This window comes from Vibrio sp. 11-4(1) (assembly GCF_013048625.1).
GTDB classification, from domain to species: domain Bacteria; phylum Pseudomonadota; class Gammaproteobacteria; order Enterobacterales; family Vibrionaceae; genus Vibrio; species Vibrio diabolicus.
The window spans coordinates 223,563-238,985 of sequence record NZ_VHSY01000001.1; the positions used below are offsets into that span (position 1 = coordinate 223,563).

At 43.0% G+C, this 15,423-nt stretch carries 13 protein-coding genes and 1 tRNA gene; 6 read left to right on the forward strand and 8 right to left on the reverse strand.

Annotated features, from left to right (window positions below; genetic code table 11):
- Positions 1–106: 106 nt before the first annotated feature.
- The 4 genes from rbsB to rbsD all read right to left on the reverse strand — a co-directional run bounded on the left by rbsB (position 107) and on the right by rbsD (position 3,991).
- Positions 107–985 carry a ribose ABC transporter substrate-binding protein RbsB gene (gene rbsB, locus FKN16_RS00920; protein ID WP_006741010.1) on the reverse strand — a complete coding sequence of 293 codons (879 nt, stop codon included), beginning with the start codon at positions 983–985 and terminating at the stop codon, positions 107–109.
- A gap of 77 nt (positions 986–1,062) precedes the next feature.
- Positions 1,063–2,046, reverse strand: coding sequence for a ribose ABC transporter permease (gene rbsC / locus FKN16_RS00925; RefSeq protein ID WP_006741011.1), 984 nt, complete (start codon positions 2,044–2,046; stop codon positions 1,063–1,065).
- Positions 2,043–3,548: a ribose ABC transporter ATP-binding protein RbsA gene (gene rbsA / locus FKN16_RS00930; RefSeq protein WP_170901772.1), complete on the reverse strand. Its 1,506-nt coding sequence runs from the start codon at positions 3,546–3,548 to the stop codon at positions 2,043–2,045. Before rbsA ends, rbsC begins: the two co-directional genes overlap by 4 nt.
- A gap of 23 nt (positions 3,549–3,571) precedes the next feature.
- Positions 3,572–3,991, reverse strand: a complete 420-nt coding sequence (rbsD, locus tag FKN16_RS00935) for a D-ribose pyranase (RefSeq protein WP_170901773.1) — start codon at positions 3,989–3,991, stop codon at positions 3,572–3,574.
- Positions 3,992–4,462: 471 nt separating this feature from the next.
- Between rbsD and FKN16_RS00940 the strand changes: the two genes are divergently transcribed.
- The 4 genes from FKN16_RS00940 (at position 4,463) to FKN16_RS00955 (ending at position 9,513) form a co-directional block, all read left to right on the forward strand.
- The gene (locus FKN16_RS00940) at positions 4,463–6,829 is read left to right on the forward strand and encodes an EAL domain-containing protein (protein ID WP_170901774.1); all 2,367 of its coding nucleotides are present in this window, start codon (positions 4,463–4,465) and stop codon (positions 6,827–6,829) included.
- Positions 6,830–7,672: 843 nt separating this feature from the next.
- Positions 7,673–8,314, forward strand: a complete 642-nt coding sequence (locus FKN16_RS00945) for a murein L,D-transpeptidase catalytic domain family protein (RefSeq protein WP_006741014.1) — start codon at positions 7,673–7,675, stop codon at positions 8,312–8,314.
- A gap of 330 nt (positions 8,315–8,644) precedes the next feature.
- The gene (locus FKN16_RS00950; protein WP_005397143.1) at positions 8,645–9,103 is read left to right on the forward strand and encodes a hypothetical protein; all 459 of its coding nucleotides are present in this window, start codon (positions 8,645–8,647) and stop codon (positions 9,101–9,103) included.
- 86 nt (positions 9,104–9,189) lie between these two features.
- Complete coding sequence (locus FKN16_RS00955) at positions 9,190–9,513, forward strand: hypothetical protein (protein ID WP_005397141.1); 324 nt, start codon at positions 9,190–9,192, stop codon at positions 9,511–9,513.
- Between the two features lie 125 nt (positions 9,514–9,638).
- Here FKN16_RS00955 and FKN16_RS00960 read toward each other — a convergent pair whose 3' ends face one another.
- Both FKN16_RS00960 and FKN16_RS00965 read right to left on the reverse strand, forming a co-directional pair.
- Complete coding sequence (locus FKN16_RS00960) at positions 9,639–10,319, reverse strand: DedA family protein (RefSeq protein WP_170901775.1); 681 nt, start codon at positions 10,317–10,319, stop codon at positions 9,639–9,641.
- 575 nt (positions 10,320–10,894) lie between these two features.
- Positions 10,895–11,413: a DUF4136 domain-containing protein gene (locus FKN16_RS00965; RefSeq protein WP_170901776.1), complete on the reverse strand. Its 519-nt coding sequence runs from the start codon at positions 11,411–11,413 to the stop codon at positions 10,895–10,897.
- 371 nt (positions 11,414–11,784) lie between these two features.
- On the opposite strand from FKN16_RS00965, the gene FKN16_RS00970 reads away from it, so the two are divergent.
- Positions 11,785–11,859 (forward strand) — tRNA-Gly (locus tag FKN16_RS00970).
- 17 nt (positions 11,860–11,876) lie between these two features.
- On the opposite strand, the gene FKN16_RS00975 is transcribed toward FKN16_RS00970, so the two are convergent.
- The gene (locus tag FKN16_RS00975) at positions 11,877–12,734 is read right to left on the reverse strand and encodes a sterol desaturase family protein (protein WP_170901777.1); all 858 of its coding nucleotides are present in this window, start codon (positions 12,732–12,734) and stop codon (positions 11,877–11,879) included.
- Positions 12,735–12,741: 7 nt separating this feature from the next.
- A complete protein-coding gene (locus tag FKN16_RS00980) occupies positions 12,742–13,752 on the reverse strand; it encodes a DUF2804 domain-containing protein (protein ID WP_170901778.1) in 1,011 nt (336 codons plus the stop codon).
- Between the two features lie 302 nt (positions 13,753–14,054).
- Here FKN16_RS00980 and gdhA point away from each other — a divergent pair, with 302 nt between their 5' ends.
- Positions 14,055–15,407, forward strand: a complete 1,353-nt coding sequence (gene gdhA, locus FKN16_RS00985) for an NADP-specific glutamate dehydrogenase (protein ID WP_170901779.1) — start codon at positions 14,055–14,057, stop codon at positions 15,405–15,407.
- Positions 15,408–15,423 lie beyond the last annotated feature (16 nt).

Here is a 15,423-nt window from a genome sequence, read left to right on the forward strand (position 1 = left end):
TACCCTGCATTTTTAAGTCTCTTGGGTATGTTTGCCCTCTCCTCCTAAACGACAGATATAAACGGAGGAGAGAGCAAAAATTAGGACGCTTTATTGAACGTCAAACTTATTTAGTCACTACTTTTAGTGGTACCGGAATGTATGCTTCTACTTTTTCACCTTTCAAGACTTTGTCAGCCGTTTCAACACCCAAAGCACCGATAAGATCTGGCTGCTGCGCGATGGTTGCTGCTAGTTTGCCACGGTTAACTGCCGCAATGCCGTCTTCCGTGCCATCAAAACCAACGATAACGACGTCTTTGCCAGAAGCTTGAACGGCGCGAAGTGCACCCAGCGCCATTTCATCATTTTGTGCGAACACCGCCTGTACATCAGGGTTAGCCGCGAGTAGGTTTTCCATCACGTTTAGGCCTTTAGTACGGTCAAAGTCTGCTGGTTGGCTGGCAAGAAGATCCATATCGCTGCCCTTCACGGCATTCATGAAACCTTCACCACGCTCGCGCGCCGCCGATGTGCCCGCAATACCTTCAAGCTGAATTACTTTTGCTTTTTCGCCAACTTTTTCCATAATGTAGTGACCTGCCATTTCACCACCAATCACGTTGTCGGACGCGATGTGACTCACGACTTCACCACGGCTTGCGCCACGGTCTAGTGTCAATACAGGGATCTTAGAACGGTTCGCCATACGAATCGCATTAGACACAGCATCAGAATCCGTTGGGTTGATAAGAATTGCTTTTACGCCGCGAATACTTAAATCCTCGATGTTCGACAGTTCTTTGCTCGGGTCATTTTGCGAGTCCAGTACAATTAAGTCGTACCCCAATTCTTTCGCTTTAGCTTCCGCACCGTCTTTCATCGTTACGAAGAACGGGTTGTTTAGCGTCGAAACCACAATCGCCATCGTATCTTGGGCTTGTGCCGCTACTGATACAGTGGAAGAAAGAAGTGCAGCAGAGATAAGAGTTGCAAGTTTTTTCATCGTTCTAGTCCTTTGTGTAGGGTGAGCCAGCACACGCCCACTGGCTCGGTTTGTATTCAGGATTTAATGGTTATGGATTATTTGTTTTTGTTGTCTACCAGTACTGCGAGCAAGATAACCACTGCTTTGGCAATCATTTGGTAGTATGAGGAAACGTCTAGTAGGTTAAGAGCGTTGTTTAAGAAACCGATAATCAGCGCACCAATTAGCGTACCCATGATACGGCCTTTACCGCCCATCAAGCTGGTACCGCCAAGAACAACCGCTGCGATAGCGTCTAGCTCGTAGCCCATACCTGCAGTTGGCTGAGCGGAAGATAGACGAGAAGTTACGATGATACCTGCAAGCGCTGCCAGCATACCGCAGATGGCGTACACACCAATCTTCACTCGGTCTACATTGATACCAGATAGACGAGTCGCTGATTCGTTGCCACCTAGTGCATAAACGTAGCGACCAAAGCGAGTGTGGTTAAGTAGGTACCAAGCCGCAGCGAATACAACTACCATCAACCAAACAGGTACTGGAATACCTAGCGCGTAGCCGGTACCAAACCATGCAAACGCATCAGCTGTGTCAGTAAAACCTGTCGAGATTGGACGACCTTCGGTGTACACCATAGTCACACCGCGTAGTAACGTCATGGTAACCAGCGTAGCGATAAAAGCCTGTACTTTGCCCTTCGCAATAATGATGCCGCTAATTGCACCTAACGCTGCACCTGCGACTAAAGCAGTCGGAACCGCCACCAGCACCGGGACTTCAAGCGCAATCATGCTTGCCGCAAAGGCACCGCATAACGCCAGTACGGAACCAACACTCAAGTCGATGCCTGCGGTTAAAATAACCAGTGTCATACCTACCGCGATAATGGCATTCACTGAGGTTTGACGAAGAATGTTGAGAATGTTGTCGACCGTAAAGAAGTTCGGGTTCAAAAATGACACAACAACAATCAAAAAAATCAGTGCTATCAGTGATTTTTGCTCAATCAACCACTCTTTTGTGAACAACTTCTTGTTGCTAGCTTCGGTTGGTTTGCTCATGGTATTAGTACTCATGCTGCTTCCTCATTGATCTTTTTGCCTACGGCACAGGCGAGTAATTTTTCTTGATCGGCGTCTTTCGCATCGAATTCGCCAGTAATACGACCTTCATGCATAACCAGAATGCGGTCACTCATACCGAGCACTTCTGGCATCTCGGAAGACACCAAGATGATGCTCATGCCTTCGGCTTTGAACTTGTTGATGAGTTGATAAATTTCTTTTTTCGCACCGACATCGACGCCACGTGTTGGCTCATCGAGAATCAGAACTTTAGGTTTGGTCATTAACCCTTTCGCGATCGCCACTTTTTGTTGGTTACCGCCGGATAAGTTACCAATGATTTGGTCGCGCGTAGGGGTTTTGATATTAAATAGCTTGATAAAATCTTCCACGGCAATCACTTCGTCGCTATGTTGGATTTGGAAGCCTTTAGTCAAATGATTGAGAGAACAAAGTGACATATTCTCCTTAACCGAGAGACCTAACACCAAGCCATCGCCTTTGCGATCTTCAGAGATATAAGCGATGCCATTTGCTAAGCCATCTTGTGGGCTAACCGGGTTAATGGTTTTGTTATCGAGGTTGATAACACCATGCTCACTTGGCAACGCGCCGTAAATCACTTTCATCAGTTCGGTGCGGCCTGCCCCCATCAAACCAGAAATACCCAAAATCTCACCGCGTTTCAGTGTGAAGCTCACATCGTGAACGCCAGATCCAGTCAGGCCAATCACTTCAAGGCAAGTTTCGCCATGTCGCACATCAATACGTGGGTATTGCTCTTCTAACTTACGACCAACCATCATTTCGATCAGGCCGTCTTCATCAGTGTCTGCTACTTTGCATTCACCGATAAATTTACCGTCACGAAGCACGGTAATGTCGTCACAGATTTCAAAGATTTCTTTAAGACGGTGTGAGATGTAAACGATGCCGCAGCCCTGCTCTCGAAGTTCGTTGATCACTTTAAATAGTGACTCCGTCTCGGTATCGGTCAGCGCGTCGGTTGGCTCATCCATAATGATGACTTTTGATTCAAACGAAAGCGCTTTCGCAATCTCCACCATTTGTTGCTCACCAAGGCTCAAATCACCAAGCAACTTTTTCGATGAGTGTTTTACGTTAAGGCGTTGAAGCAACTTGTCTGCTTCTTCATACATCTTGCCCCACTGAATACGCCCCATCGTGCCGGTCAATTCACGACCTAGATAGATGTTTTCAGCAATCGTCAGTTCAGGGATCAAGTTCAATTCTTGGTGAATAATGCTGATACCCGCTTCCTGTGAGTCACGCGGCCCTTTAAACGCGGCAGGTTGGCCTTGATATTGGATGCTACCCGCATCCATGTGATAGATGCCAGTCAGCACCTTCATCAATGTTGACTTGCCTGCTCCATTTTCTCCCATGAGCGCCATGACACGGCCTGGGTAAACATTCAGGCTCGCTTTGTCCAGTGCTTTTACGCCCGGGAACGCTTTCTCAATGTCGCTCAGTTGTAGAATGGCTTGAGTCATAATCTGTCCTCAATATCTCTGGCTTAAAAAACCACGCCCGCTTGAAAGATAACGTTCGCGTATGGCGAGCATTCGCCAGTTCGAACGACAGCGCGGCTTTGTGCTGTGCGTGCTTTAAATGCTTCATGTGACACGTAGCTGATCTCGATAGATTTACCCGTTTCTTCGCTCTCTTTGCTCAGTTCGTTAAGCAATGCTTGATGCAAAACAGAGCTTACATCAGAAAACTCTTCCGCAATGATGACCCCTTCGATTTGCGACTCAGATAGAATCACGCGAACAGTATCAAGAAAACTTGGTACGCCATGCGTTAGCGCCAAATCAATTCGCTGTACATGCTCAGGGATTGGCAGGCCAGCGTCACATATCGTGATCTCATCGGTGTGGCCTAGCGTCGCCACCAAGTAAGAAATATCTGAGTTAATTAGGGTACTTTTTTTCATCTCATCGACCTTTCGGTTACACGTTCATACAACCATGAGCGCCTGTTTAAAGTGTTTTCGTTATTAACAGAAAACTCATCGAAACGTTTCGATGAAATAATAATTCGTTGTGGTAATTTGACCAGAGTGAGATCGATAAGGTGTGAGAATGATCCGTAATTAGCGGGTCATCGAATAGTAAAAAGGTACATGAGTCACACTTTATCATCGAAACGTTTCGATGACTGGATTAATCTACACTTGAAGTGAGGTTTTTAAAGACAGTTGAAAAAGAGATACGTCCCATTACTGAGAAACACTCTAGTTAATGAGATGGAAACCTTACACATCATCACAGTTCTTGGATGGTTGTCTGATTTTGGAGAACGCTCACCTTACAATCTGGTTACAATTTGCAAAACACATCATCCGTTCAGTACCTTATATGGTATGCGACGTTTGTAGGGACACAAACGGAAACTAAAAGCCATAATGAAGTTAAGCAATCGAGTCATCTTGCTTGTCGCGCCAGTGATCTTATTAAGCGCGCTGGTATCAAGTTATATTATTTACAGCATTCAAAAAGTAACGCTCATCAAGCGAGAAGACAGCTATATCCAATTGCAAATGGAAAAGCTCGCAGGGCAGTTCCGACAAGCCAACATATTCCTCAATAGTTATGCATACACATTAAGCAAAAGTGATGTATTGCAAGACTACTTGGTGAATCATAACAATCCGTATCGTGAGCGCGTGTTATTTAACCGACTCGATGAAACCGCAGATGTGTTAAGCCATGGCTATACAGGCGATGCAAGCATGGCGATTCTCGACGGGAAACAAAACCTTCTTTATTACACAGAAAATAAATACTACGAATCATCAGGTGTAGTCGACCCTAAGGTATTGGATTACATCTCGCGAAGCTTTAGTACGAGAGAAGCGTTTAACCATACTGGCTTTATTTACAATTCCAGCGGGCAAAGTATTCTTCTGCAATACGAACTCATCGACAAACGAACAGGGACACAACCTCTAAGTTTTGATCCGCAAAATGTCTTTTTCGTGGTGGTATCGGTATCGCTCGAAGCCTTCAATGAGATCAAGCACGAAATCGAGTTCGACACGCATAGCGTGATAACTTTTGCCGACAAGCCTATTTATCTCGATATTCCTCTCGCTCAGACGATTGAACTATTGCCACACTTTTATGCGGTACTATCCCCTGCTGAATATTTGATGTGGAATAAAGTCGATAAAGTGTGGCTAGAACTGGCCCTTTCCTTTGGTGTGGCGGCGTTTTGCACCATCACCTTAATTGTTTTGGTTTTGTATCGTTATGTATTACACCCCGTTTCTCGCCTCGATAAACAGCTACAAGAGCTGGAAACAAATCAACGCGGCAACATTGAAAAGCTAGAAACAAACGATGAAATAGGACGCTTATCCTCACGCTTTTTTGATATGTATGAAGAGCTCAACGTCATATATAAGAAGACAAAACGCCTGGCTGAAACGGATCACCTAACGCAACTCGCTAATCGTCATCGTTTCCATGAACTTGCAACTCGTGAACTCGTCTCCCCTTCGCTGCATTTGTGGGTCATTTATGTCGATCTCGATAACTTTAAGTACGTTAATGACAAATACGGGCATGAACTGGGAGACAACTTATTAAAGGTGTTTTCATCACACATCAAAAATGTCTGTCAAAAATTCTCGCACGACTACGATAGTCCCTGTTTTGCAGCAAGATTGTCTGGTGACGAATTTGCTATTTTATTGAGCTCAAATCAGGATGCACAACGCCTACCCGACTTGCTGGCCTCAGAGTTGCTAAAACCGATTAGCAATCTCAGTCCATCTTGGAGTAATTCATTCCCCGTGACTGCAAGCGTAGGTATCGCTCAGTACCCTCAAGACGGTACAGACGTCGCGAAATTACTCTCCAGTGCCGATGCGGCAATGTATCAAGCCAAACGAGCCGGGAAAAACCAGTACGCTTATTACTCAGCAGCTCTCAATGTTGAGTCTCAAAGACGCAGTCAGCTTGAGCGAGCGCTCAGAAAAAGCAACGTGGAAGAAGAGTTCCATCTCGTTTTTCAACCCTATATGAATAATCGGGACAACGAGATTGAAGGACTAGAGGTATTATTGCGCTGGGAAGCGGAAGGCATTGGTCCCGTGCCTCCGAAAGAGTTTATCCCAATCGCGGAACAGGCGGGCTTATTTGATAAAATTGATCGCTGGGTTTTCGCCAACGCGACAGCGGAATATCACCAATTAAGAAATATTTTTGGCAAAGACATTGTCCTTTCGATCAACCTCTCTTCAGCAGAACTTAACTCCATCGAAATGGCGAATTATATTCATGACCAAGCAAGCAAAAACGGTGTGAAGCCAGAATGTATTGAGTTAGAAATAACAGAAACCTTTGCCACAGAACAACAAGGTACAGCATTACTTGATGAGCTGTCGAAGCGTGGCTATCGTCTCGCCATTGATGACTTTGGCTCTGGCTATACATCGCTGACTCAACTTGTTCAATATCCAGTTCAAAAGATCAAGTTTGACCGAGAGTTCCTCGTTACATTGATGAAAACCAACAACGGTCATGTAATCAAACCCATCATCGATCTATGCCACGCTCAAAATAAAACGGTCACCGCAGAAGGTATTGAGCACAATGTGATGCATGAATGGTTATCGGCCTACCGCTGTGACTATATGCAAGGCTATTTATTTGGTAAGCCAATGAGTAAGGAACAACTGAATTTGTGGTGGCAATCCGCAAATGACGATAGCCGCTTCGATGGTTCCATAGTAGGTTCAATTACTGTTCAAGGGACATCTTATTAAAGATTAAGTACAGAAGCCATGTATGTGGCTGCTGTACTTATATAATATAGAAACAAGACTTTACCCTTAGTTTCAATAATATAAGCAACCACACAAGTTCGTACGCTAATTTTTGGTATTATTATTTTTCGATGAAATCTCTCAGTTATTTAAATATTTAATCAAAACGATAGAATTACTTTTTGGTAAGTTTAGTTCAGATTTTATGTATTTAATTGAAAAAATGAGGAAATAAGTAAAAGCTGACAAAACTTACTTTTGTACTGCTAATCATCGGCTTAGATGATTCGTGTAGAAGCTCATTTGTCGGCTCCACTTAGACTTAGCTTTATCACTCGTGAACAGGAAGTGCCCTTCTTCTCGGTATTTATCTACCTTTCTTATCCATCTTGTTGTTTACCCACTCACTTAAAATGCACTAACACACATAACGAGTTGACGTTACGATTTGTTACGAGTCAAATCACAAATCTAAACGCAAGCTAAATAGACGTACAAAAAACAAACATATTGAAATAAAAAGAATTTCTAATCTAGAAAAAATAAAACGTCGTTTTTATAAATTCGCCACCTCACAAATATCCTTAAACACAGTTTTATTAATTACGCATATCAGATATTATTTATGCCGAAGTTTATCGAAACAATCGATTAACTTCATAATTTATTTTAGTTTCAAACAGTTAGTTTTTAACTTGAAAACTTATCGTTAACCCAATATTAAGTACCTAAGCGTACAATAAGAAACATTGGGAATAGAATTATATTGATGTGCATGTTGTTTTAACGAATGCATGAAGCAATCGGTAAATTTGTAACACCATAGAGTTTTATTTAGCCAAGATGAAAAAGTTAATTTTATTATTTATATGGACATTTCTGTCTGCCTCTCCTTTTGCCTTTGCAAAACAAGCAGATAACGAAGTCAAAAGTCACATACCACAGAATCAAATTGAACAAGTGTTCAAACAAGCAAAGTTAGATGGCGTAGTAGACTTTAAATTGTTTCGTGACGCTTACATCGCGTACCAAAAAACACCTGATAGAAAGAAATCAGTACTAACCATCATCGACTATAGTAAACCATCGACTGAAAAACGCTTTTATGTGGTTGATTTAGATAAAAAGAAGCTTATCTACAATACTTATGTTTCTCACGGTGTGAACAGTGGAAAGAAAACAGCGACGCAGTTTTCAAATGTGGTGAACTCGCGTAAAACATCACTGGGCACGTTTTTGACTGACACCACCTACTACGGCTCAAATGGCTATTCACTTCGACTTGATGGTTTGAGCTCAGGGTTGAACGATAAAGCTCGCGAGCGTTATATCGTTGTGCACGGTGCCGACTATGCTAACCCTTCTTTTATCAAGAAGAATGGTTACCTTGGGCGCAGTTGGGGTTGCCCTGCACTGCCAAAGAAGTTGTCTCGTGAGATCATTGACACCATAAAAGGCGGCAGTGTTATTTATGCAAGCGCATAACACGGTGCAAATTATGTGGGGAAGAATGCTCTATTTCTTCCCTAACAAATAATTGGATTGGCTCAAGCTTCCTTTTATCAAGACTCTCTTTACCTGTTTATCCAGTTTTCGCTTGCTTCAACGCTAAAGTTATTTAGGTATTAGCTTATACCCAAATAACATCAGAAAACTCTGTTCATCCCTCTTCCATCTCGTTAGTATACGCTGAGTTGGTCAGACACCGATTTTCATTGTTATCATAGTGTCACTAAGATTCCGTAGTCATAGTGATAGTCTATGACGTTATATGTTTAGGGTTACTTCTTGCGTTATCTACACCGTATATTATTGATGCTTTCATTGTCCCTATTTTCAGGGTTCATCGCTGCCTCATATGCGCATACGTATCACCACACTAAACATTACACCTCTGAACGCTTACTTAAACTCGCGCAACAAGACGATTTTGAACTAGCACACAGCGAATTCCATACATTTGCCTCTCCAAGTTCTTGGGGCTCAGAAGGTTATTATCTGCACATAAAGCGCGAGTTGTTAGCGCTGGTTTCCTGCCGTCGAACATCCGCCACTGATGGTGTTTTATCATCTGATTTTACTCCTGATTATTTTTTACTTGTTGCTTTCTCTTCCCCACCACTATTGGAATTGGCGAAACAAGCATCTCGCTTACCTCTTGATGGTTATGGCGGGCTGATGAGTAAACGCTCTCTCTATCGACTCTCAGGAAGAAAAGAAGCCAATTTGATGTACGTCTTTACTCATGGTCGCAACGCCTTCCCTGTTGTTTAACTTTTTATGACATACAGAGAACACGGAAATGTAACGATGAGAACCAATACGCTCATTGTTACTAGAACCAATTTGAGGTCCATATAATGACAAAATTCGCTACGACTATCGCACTAGCATTACTATTTGCAACGGGCTCTGCCTTCGCTAACACAGAAGCAAAGCCAGAAGAAATGAGCAATGAGACTCTGCTAGAGTGTGCCAACGTTTCTAATGCACGTATTGCGATTCCAGAACACAGAGCGATGTTCAGACACTACCTAATGTCTGAAAGAAACTACAGTTTCAGCCAGTTATCTTCTGCTGAGCTTGAATTTAAAGCAGCAGATAAGAATGAATCCGAAGTAGAAAATATCTACAAGTCTCAATGTAAAGAGGTTGGCGAGTATCTATATAGCATTGGCTATTAAATTCGAAACCCTAACGACACTCAAAAAGAAAGGCGCATACATTGCGCCTTTCTTTTTACTGATAAAAACCAGCCGACTAGATGTCTAATCTGTATACAAGCTTAAAAGTGCAAATCAAAGTAAACTTACTGAGAAAACTCTGACACATCATTGGATTTACAGAACGCTCGACGTGCTTTAACAAACAAGAAACTAAGCACCCCAATCACGAGAGTAATTATTGGGGCCGCCATTAATAGCATTGTGATCGTTTTGCTTATATTCTCTGGTAACAAGGGAAGCAATAAACCAAAACCGCATAATATCAGCGTCCATAAAATCGCACTCAGCCACGCAAAGTAATGGAATTTACTAATACCTTTCACTCGCAACCCCATCATTAATGGCAATAGGGAACGAACAACCGGAATAAACCGCGCACAAAAAAGCGCGATCAATCCATGTTTACTGAGTAATACGTCGACCTGTTCCAAACGCTTTTGAGGAACCGCGCTCACCCAGCCTTGGACCTTAGGTAAGCGATTTAGCCACTTGCCTTGTAAGTAAGCCGCCCAACTTCCCAATCCCGCACTAACAGCTATCACCAACATGATCATTATTGGATCAAGGACACCAACCGCCGCCAGCGTACCGGATAATACGACGACACTGTCGCATGGGAATGGCGCAGCAGGAATAAAACCACTTTCCAAAAAGATAAGCGCAGCAACAACAAAATAAACCAATCCTGCACCGCCTGGCGCCATTAACGCCGTAAAATCTTGATGCCAAAAGGCACTCAAGACCTGAATTATCGAATCAAACATAAACCGCTCCTAAGCATAACTAACCAAAAATTGTAAAAACATGGAATGTGTTAGCGAGCATGTATAAAGCGGTATATGAGATTCGATTCTTTCCTCGCACCGATTCTGTATTTAGAATGAGTAAAAATACTTTCAACACAACGACCTAAAGCCTCATTGCCGATGCGTTTTAGCAGCCCCATCGAGTGAATTGCCGAACGATGTGTCCACCAAACTACAGCAAGCGTTTCAAACCATTCGAGTTCTACATCGTCGTTCGAGCTCGTTTCCTTAGAATGGCTAACCCTCAATATATTCCGGCTGTTTAAACTCGGATAGTCTTGTTGTATTGGAGAGGCAGGGTGTTCTGAAAAGTGCTTCGACTTAGCGTCAACAGCAATATTCTGGTTATGAAATGAAAGAAAATTTGGGTATGAGTGCGCCATACTCATGCTCGGAGCCAACAAGCAGAAAAGTAGTCCGAGTAAAGCAATCAGAGTCGTACGCACAAAGGTAACCAAAACCAAAATAATAAGTTCTTTTAACCCTGTGCGTAACGATTGGCAATTAGTATTCTTAATCGTTAAGAATACTAATTATTTTTCACCGTAAGGGTAGTTTTCAAACATTTTCGCAATTTCTTCTTCAATCAGAGATTCTCTTTTCTCAGAGTTCATAGACTCAGACAGTTTCCTGCTTGAAACACCTTTCCACACAACCTGATTAGCCTTTGCATCAACAAGCTCTACCACCAGTTTGCCATACTTACGTTCTTTGTATCGTTCCGGGCTTGAAGTGATCACGCCAAAGCTATTCCAACCATAACCGAAACTCACCGAAGACCCAGAAGAGACAAGCTCGGACTCTTCGACGATATCATGATGAACGTAAAGGTCCCCACCACTATTCACTTTAATTAGGCCCTTGTCTTCAAGCTGTTCAGCCAATCCTTGTTCAATACGTCGACCATCAATACTCGTAGGGGCTTCTGCTTGGGCACCGAAATCAAACGTTCTGTAAGATGAAAAATCGGCTTGCTTATCAACATCTGTCGTTATGGTTGTACAAGCAGACACGAGCATCATCACCGCCCCAAATATCAAACCTTTCCACATGTTAAATCTCCTTTGGTTAAGCTGACTGTTTCAGCGGAATTACGCTAGTGCTATACATACGCTTCAGCAGTAAAAAGTAATCATTTCAATATCTAGTCTTGACCATGAAACGTGACTGTTCAATAAACGCAATTAACCTTTACACTGACAATCTTGAATATCATCAATACCTAAACGCTAGTAGACAGTGTGTTTGCCCCTAATTAGCAGCCATCGATTTTAGAAGCGGAATCGCTGACCCTCCTAAAAAACAGAGATAATGGACACTTTAACACCAAGACGCTACTTTTTTAGGCACCTGACAAACAATTGATGAGAAAAGACTTTTCTTTTTCGTTCAGTGTGGCATATTGGCTGAGTCCTATCGATGCGCGGGCATCGTATAATGGCTATTACCTCAGCCTTCCAAGCTGATGATGCGGGTTCGATTCCCGCTGCCCGCTCCAATCTCTTTTATCTCAATCTACTCAAAAGAATCCGATGGCGGAGCAAATAGACAGCGCCAACGTTGTTTCCACGTTAAATTTGGTCGTGTTACGTCATAAAACATATCTTTCCATTCTGCAAACGTCACACGAATGGGATTAAAGCTGTTTACAGGTTTAGAAATTCCATACCTAACGGTTTCCACTTCTGGTTCAAACGTTCCAAACATCCGATCCCAGATAATTAACACTCCCGCGTAATTTTTGTCGATGTACTGACGGTTTATACCATGATGAACACGATGATGAGATGGCGAGTTAAATACCCACTCTAGCGGTCCAAGCGAGCGAATTGATTGAGTATGAACAAAAAACTGTAAGCCCAGATTAAACAGCACAACAAAGACGACCCACTTAGGATCAAAGCCAATAATCACCAAAGGCAACCAGAAAATCCACATTCCCGCTAACGGATACATCAAGCTTTGACGAAACGCGGTGCTGAAATTCATTCTCTCCGAGCTGTGATGGACCACGTGCGCAGCCCACATCCAACGAATACGGTGGCTAGCTCGATGAAACCAGTAATAGAAAAAGTCTTGCAGAACGACAAGTAGCAAAAACGCTGAAACGCTCATTTCGATATCAAACAATCGCCAATCAAACCACCACAAATATAACTGAGCAATCAGTAAACCCGTGAGTATGTCTGTCGCTTGGTGTAAGCCCGCAAGTACAAAATTACATACAACTTCCGGAATATAATACGTCGCGCTTTCAGGCAAACGTCCCCTTCGTTGTCCAAACCAGTACTCTGCAACCATACATAAAAAGAAAACAGGCGCCAAAATCATCAGAAGTAATTCAGGGCGTTCCATCAACTGTGTCCAATCCATTGTGTTTCTACCATTTTGCATAGTGATCTTCAGTAAGACCTATGACTTCTTCTAACTGATGTTTGATACCATTCCCATCAACGATGTAGCCAGAAAAATAGCCGATATATTGACGAAAATTGCTTTTGAGAAACCAAAAGTTCTTCTTTTCTGAACGTCGATTTAAAGGCGTGAATACTAGGTCAATCCGTTTATCTTCCGACGTGATATGCCATCTTTGTCCTTCATCATTTCGTGAAAATTGAAACTGAACAGACTGTAAAAAATGCCGTTCACCATTAATCCAGAATACATTTTCACAGCAGCCCGTTTCATTGACGCCTGCAGCTAAGTTCAGCCCCAATCGTCTGCCGCTTTCAAAGCAATTAATACTCGCCCAGCGCCAGCTTGTCTCCCGTCGCATGTACCCAGCGGAAAAGTCGTAACCAGCAGCTACTTCTGAGAGATCTTGTTCCTTTCCTAATATGAATAAGTTGCCATCTACCGTTAACGCATTATGCTTCTGCGTATAAGTCCAACCCGCATAACCGGTTGGCGTACATAACATTAATGGCAAACTCATACTTTCTGGACGTAAGTAGAGATCAGCATTGACAGACTTTGTCACAAAGTGGACGTGCCAAATACCATTCTGAATAGAAAACTGAATACTTTTGTCAGCAAGATGGGCATGACTAGACCAACTGGAAGGCTGAGTTTGATAATCAATATTAAAAGGCTTTAACCACTGCTGCTCCACTAACTCATTATTTTGAGTGTCAAACAGATAGCAAAAACCAGATGCTAAATACCTAATATCCGCAATCGCAACCCCAATCACGTAGTTAGGTGTGACCAAATTAACGAACTGAAACTGCTTATAATCACAGTAACGGCGCCACTTAGACGCTGGCTTATCCATCTCATCAAGGTAGGTAAACTTATCTAACTGTAAAGATGTGGGAATCCCATCAAGATGGCCAAACACTGGTAGACCGTCTTGCTGCATAAACGAGTCCAGAGTCTTAAGCTCATGCATATTTTTATCTTTTTCGAGTCAACACGCTCAGATGTTAACACTACGTTAACAAAAACAATTTGCGTGACAGCACAACAATATCGACTAATTTGGCTTCGGCTCGCTATATGTGAAACCGATCACTCAACTATCCACTCATGTCACTCACTTAATCTTCCTCATCAATACGAACAGAAGTTGGAAATTGAGCGTTCTAATCCGCAGGAAAGACCATTATAGCCATTGAGAATTGGTCAAAATCACTATTTAATGGGAATAAATTCATATAAACTGATTGCTTATTCATATCAAGGAAGAGATCTATGTCACACATACACGATACTATTGTTGCGTTGCAACACAGTAGCCCGGCTCAAAAAGAGTTTTACCAAGCCGTAGAAGAAGTATTAACTTCTCTCGCTCCAGTCATAGAAAGCAATAATAAATATAAAGAACAAGCGATTATCCAAAGAATCGTAGAACCAGAACGTCAAATCATGTTTCGAGTTCCTTGGGTCGATGACGCAGGGAATGTGCAAGTAAACAAAGGCTACCGCGTCGAGTTTAACTCCGCGTTAGGTCCATACAAAGGCGGACTGAGGTTCCATCATTCAGTGAACGCGAGCATCATAAAGTTCCTCGGCTTTGAACAGATTTTTAAAAACGCGCTTACTGGCCTTCCAATTGGTGGCGGAAAAGGCGGTTCAAACTTCGATCCTAAAGGAAAATCTGACGGTGAAATCATGCGATTTTGCCAATCATTTATGAACGAGTTATACCGCCACATTGGCCCTGCTACCGATGTTCCTGCTGGCGATATCGGCGTCGGTGCGCGTGAAATTGGTTATATGTTTGGTCAATATAAGCGATTGACGGGACGCTACGAAGGAGTACTTACAGGCAAGAGCCTTCTTTGGGGGGGCTCACTTGTTAGAAAAGAAGCAACGGGGTACGGAACCGTATATTTTGCGGAATGCATGCTCAATGACCGTAATGATTCACTAAAAGGCAAAACTTGCCTCGTTTCAGGCGCAGGTAACGTCGCTATCTATGCAATTGAAAAGCTATACCACATGGGAGCAACCCCAGTAACATGCAGCGATTCTAGAGGCACGATTTATCATGAGCACGGTATTGACCTGCAGCTCCTCAAGCAACTTAAAGAAGTGAAAAGAACAAGTTTAGAAGAGTATTTAGACACTTACCCTGAAGCAGAGTATACGCCGTTGGGTGACTATCCTAATGAAGGGCATGCTGTATGGCGATATCAAGCTGACGCCGCATTCCCTTGCGCGACCCAAAATGAACTAACGTCAAACGATGCTCTTGCTCTTATCGATAATGGGTGTGTTTTGATTAGTGAAGGCGCAAACATGCCAACCACTCGTGATGCGGCCAATATCATCGTGGATTCCGAAATGGCTTATGGGCCAGCGAAAGCAGCCAATGCAGGCGGCGTTGCAACCAGTCAGCTTGAAATGGCACAAAATGCCAGCATGCAAAACTGGACCTTTGAGCAAGTCGATAGCCAGTTACAGACCATCATGAAAAACATCTTTATTAATGCAAACGAAACCAGTCGAGAGTTTGGTCAACCTGGTAATTTAGTTTTAGGCGCAAACATTGCCGGCTTTAGAAGAGTCGCTGATGCGATGATCGAGCAAGGCATCGTTTAGTTCACAATAGCCAGCA

Coding starts and splice junctions, on each gene's coding strand:
- rbsB (WP_006741010.1), bottom strand. CDS start 985: ATGAAAAAACTTGCAACTCTTATCTCTGCTGCACTTCTTTCTTCCACT.
- rbsC (WP_006741011.1), bottom strand. CDS start 2,046: ATGAGTACTAATACCATGAGCAAACCAACCGAAGCTAGCAACAAGAAG.
- rbsA (WP_170901772.1), bottom strand. CDS start 3,548: ATGACTCAAGCCATTCTACAACTGAGCGACATTGAGAAAGCGTTCCCG.
- rbsD (WP_170901773.1), bottom strand. CDS start 3,991: ATGAAAAAAAGTACCCTAATTAACTCAGATATTTCTTACTTGGTGGCG.
- FKN16_RS00940 (WP_170901774.1), top strand. CDS start 4,463: ATGAAGTTAAGCAATCGAGTCATCTTGCTTGTCGCGCCAGTGATCTTA.
- FKN16_RS00945 (WP_006741014.1), top strand. CDS start 7,673: ATGAAAAAGTTAATTTTATTATTTATATGGACATTTCTGTCTGCCTCT.
- FKN16_RS00950 (WP_005397143.1), top strand. CDS start 8,645: ATGCTTTCATTGTCCCTATTTTCAGGGTTCATCGCTGCCTCATATGCG.
- FKN16_RS00955 (WP_005397141.1), top strand. CDS start 9,190: ATGACAAAATTCGCTACGACTATCGCACTAGCATTACTATTTGCAACG.
- FKN16_RS00960 (WP_170901775.1), bottom strand. CDS start 10,319: ATGTTTGATTCGATAATTCAGGTCTTGAGTGCCTTTTGGCATCAAGAT.
- FKN16_RS00965 (WP_170901776.1), bottom strand. CDS start 11,413: ATGTGGAAAGGTTTGATATTTGGGGCGGTGATGATGCTCGTGTCTGCT.
- FKN16_RS00975 (WP_170901777.1), bottom strand. CDS start 12,734: ATGGATTGGACACAGTTGATGGAACGCCCTGAATTACTTCTGATGATT.
- FKN16_RS00980 (WP_170901778.1), bottom strand. CDS start 13,752: ATGCATGAGCTTAAGACTCTGGACTCGTTTATGCAGCAAGACGGTCTA.
- gdhA (WP_170901779.1), top strand. CDS start 14,055: ATGTCACACATACACGATACTATTGTTGCGTTGCAACACAGTAGCCCG.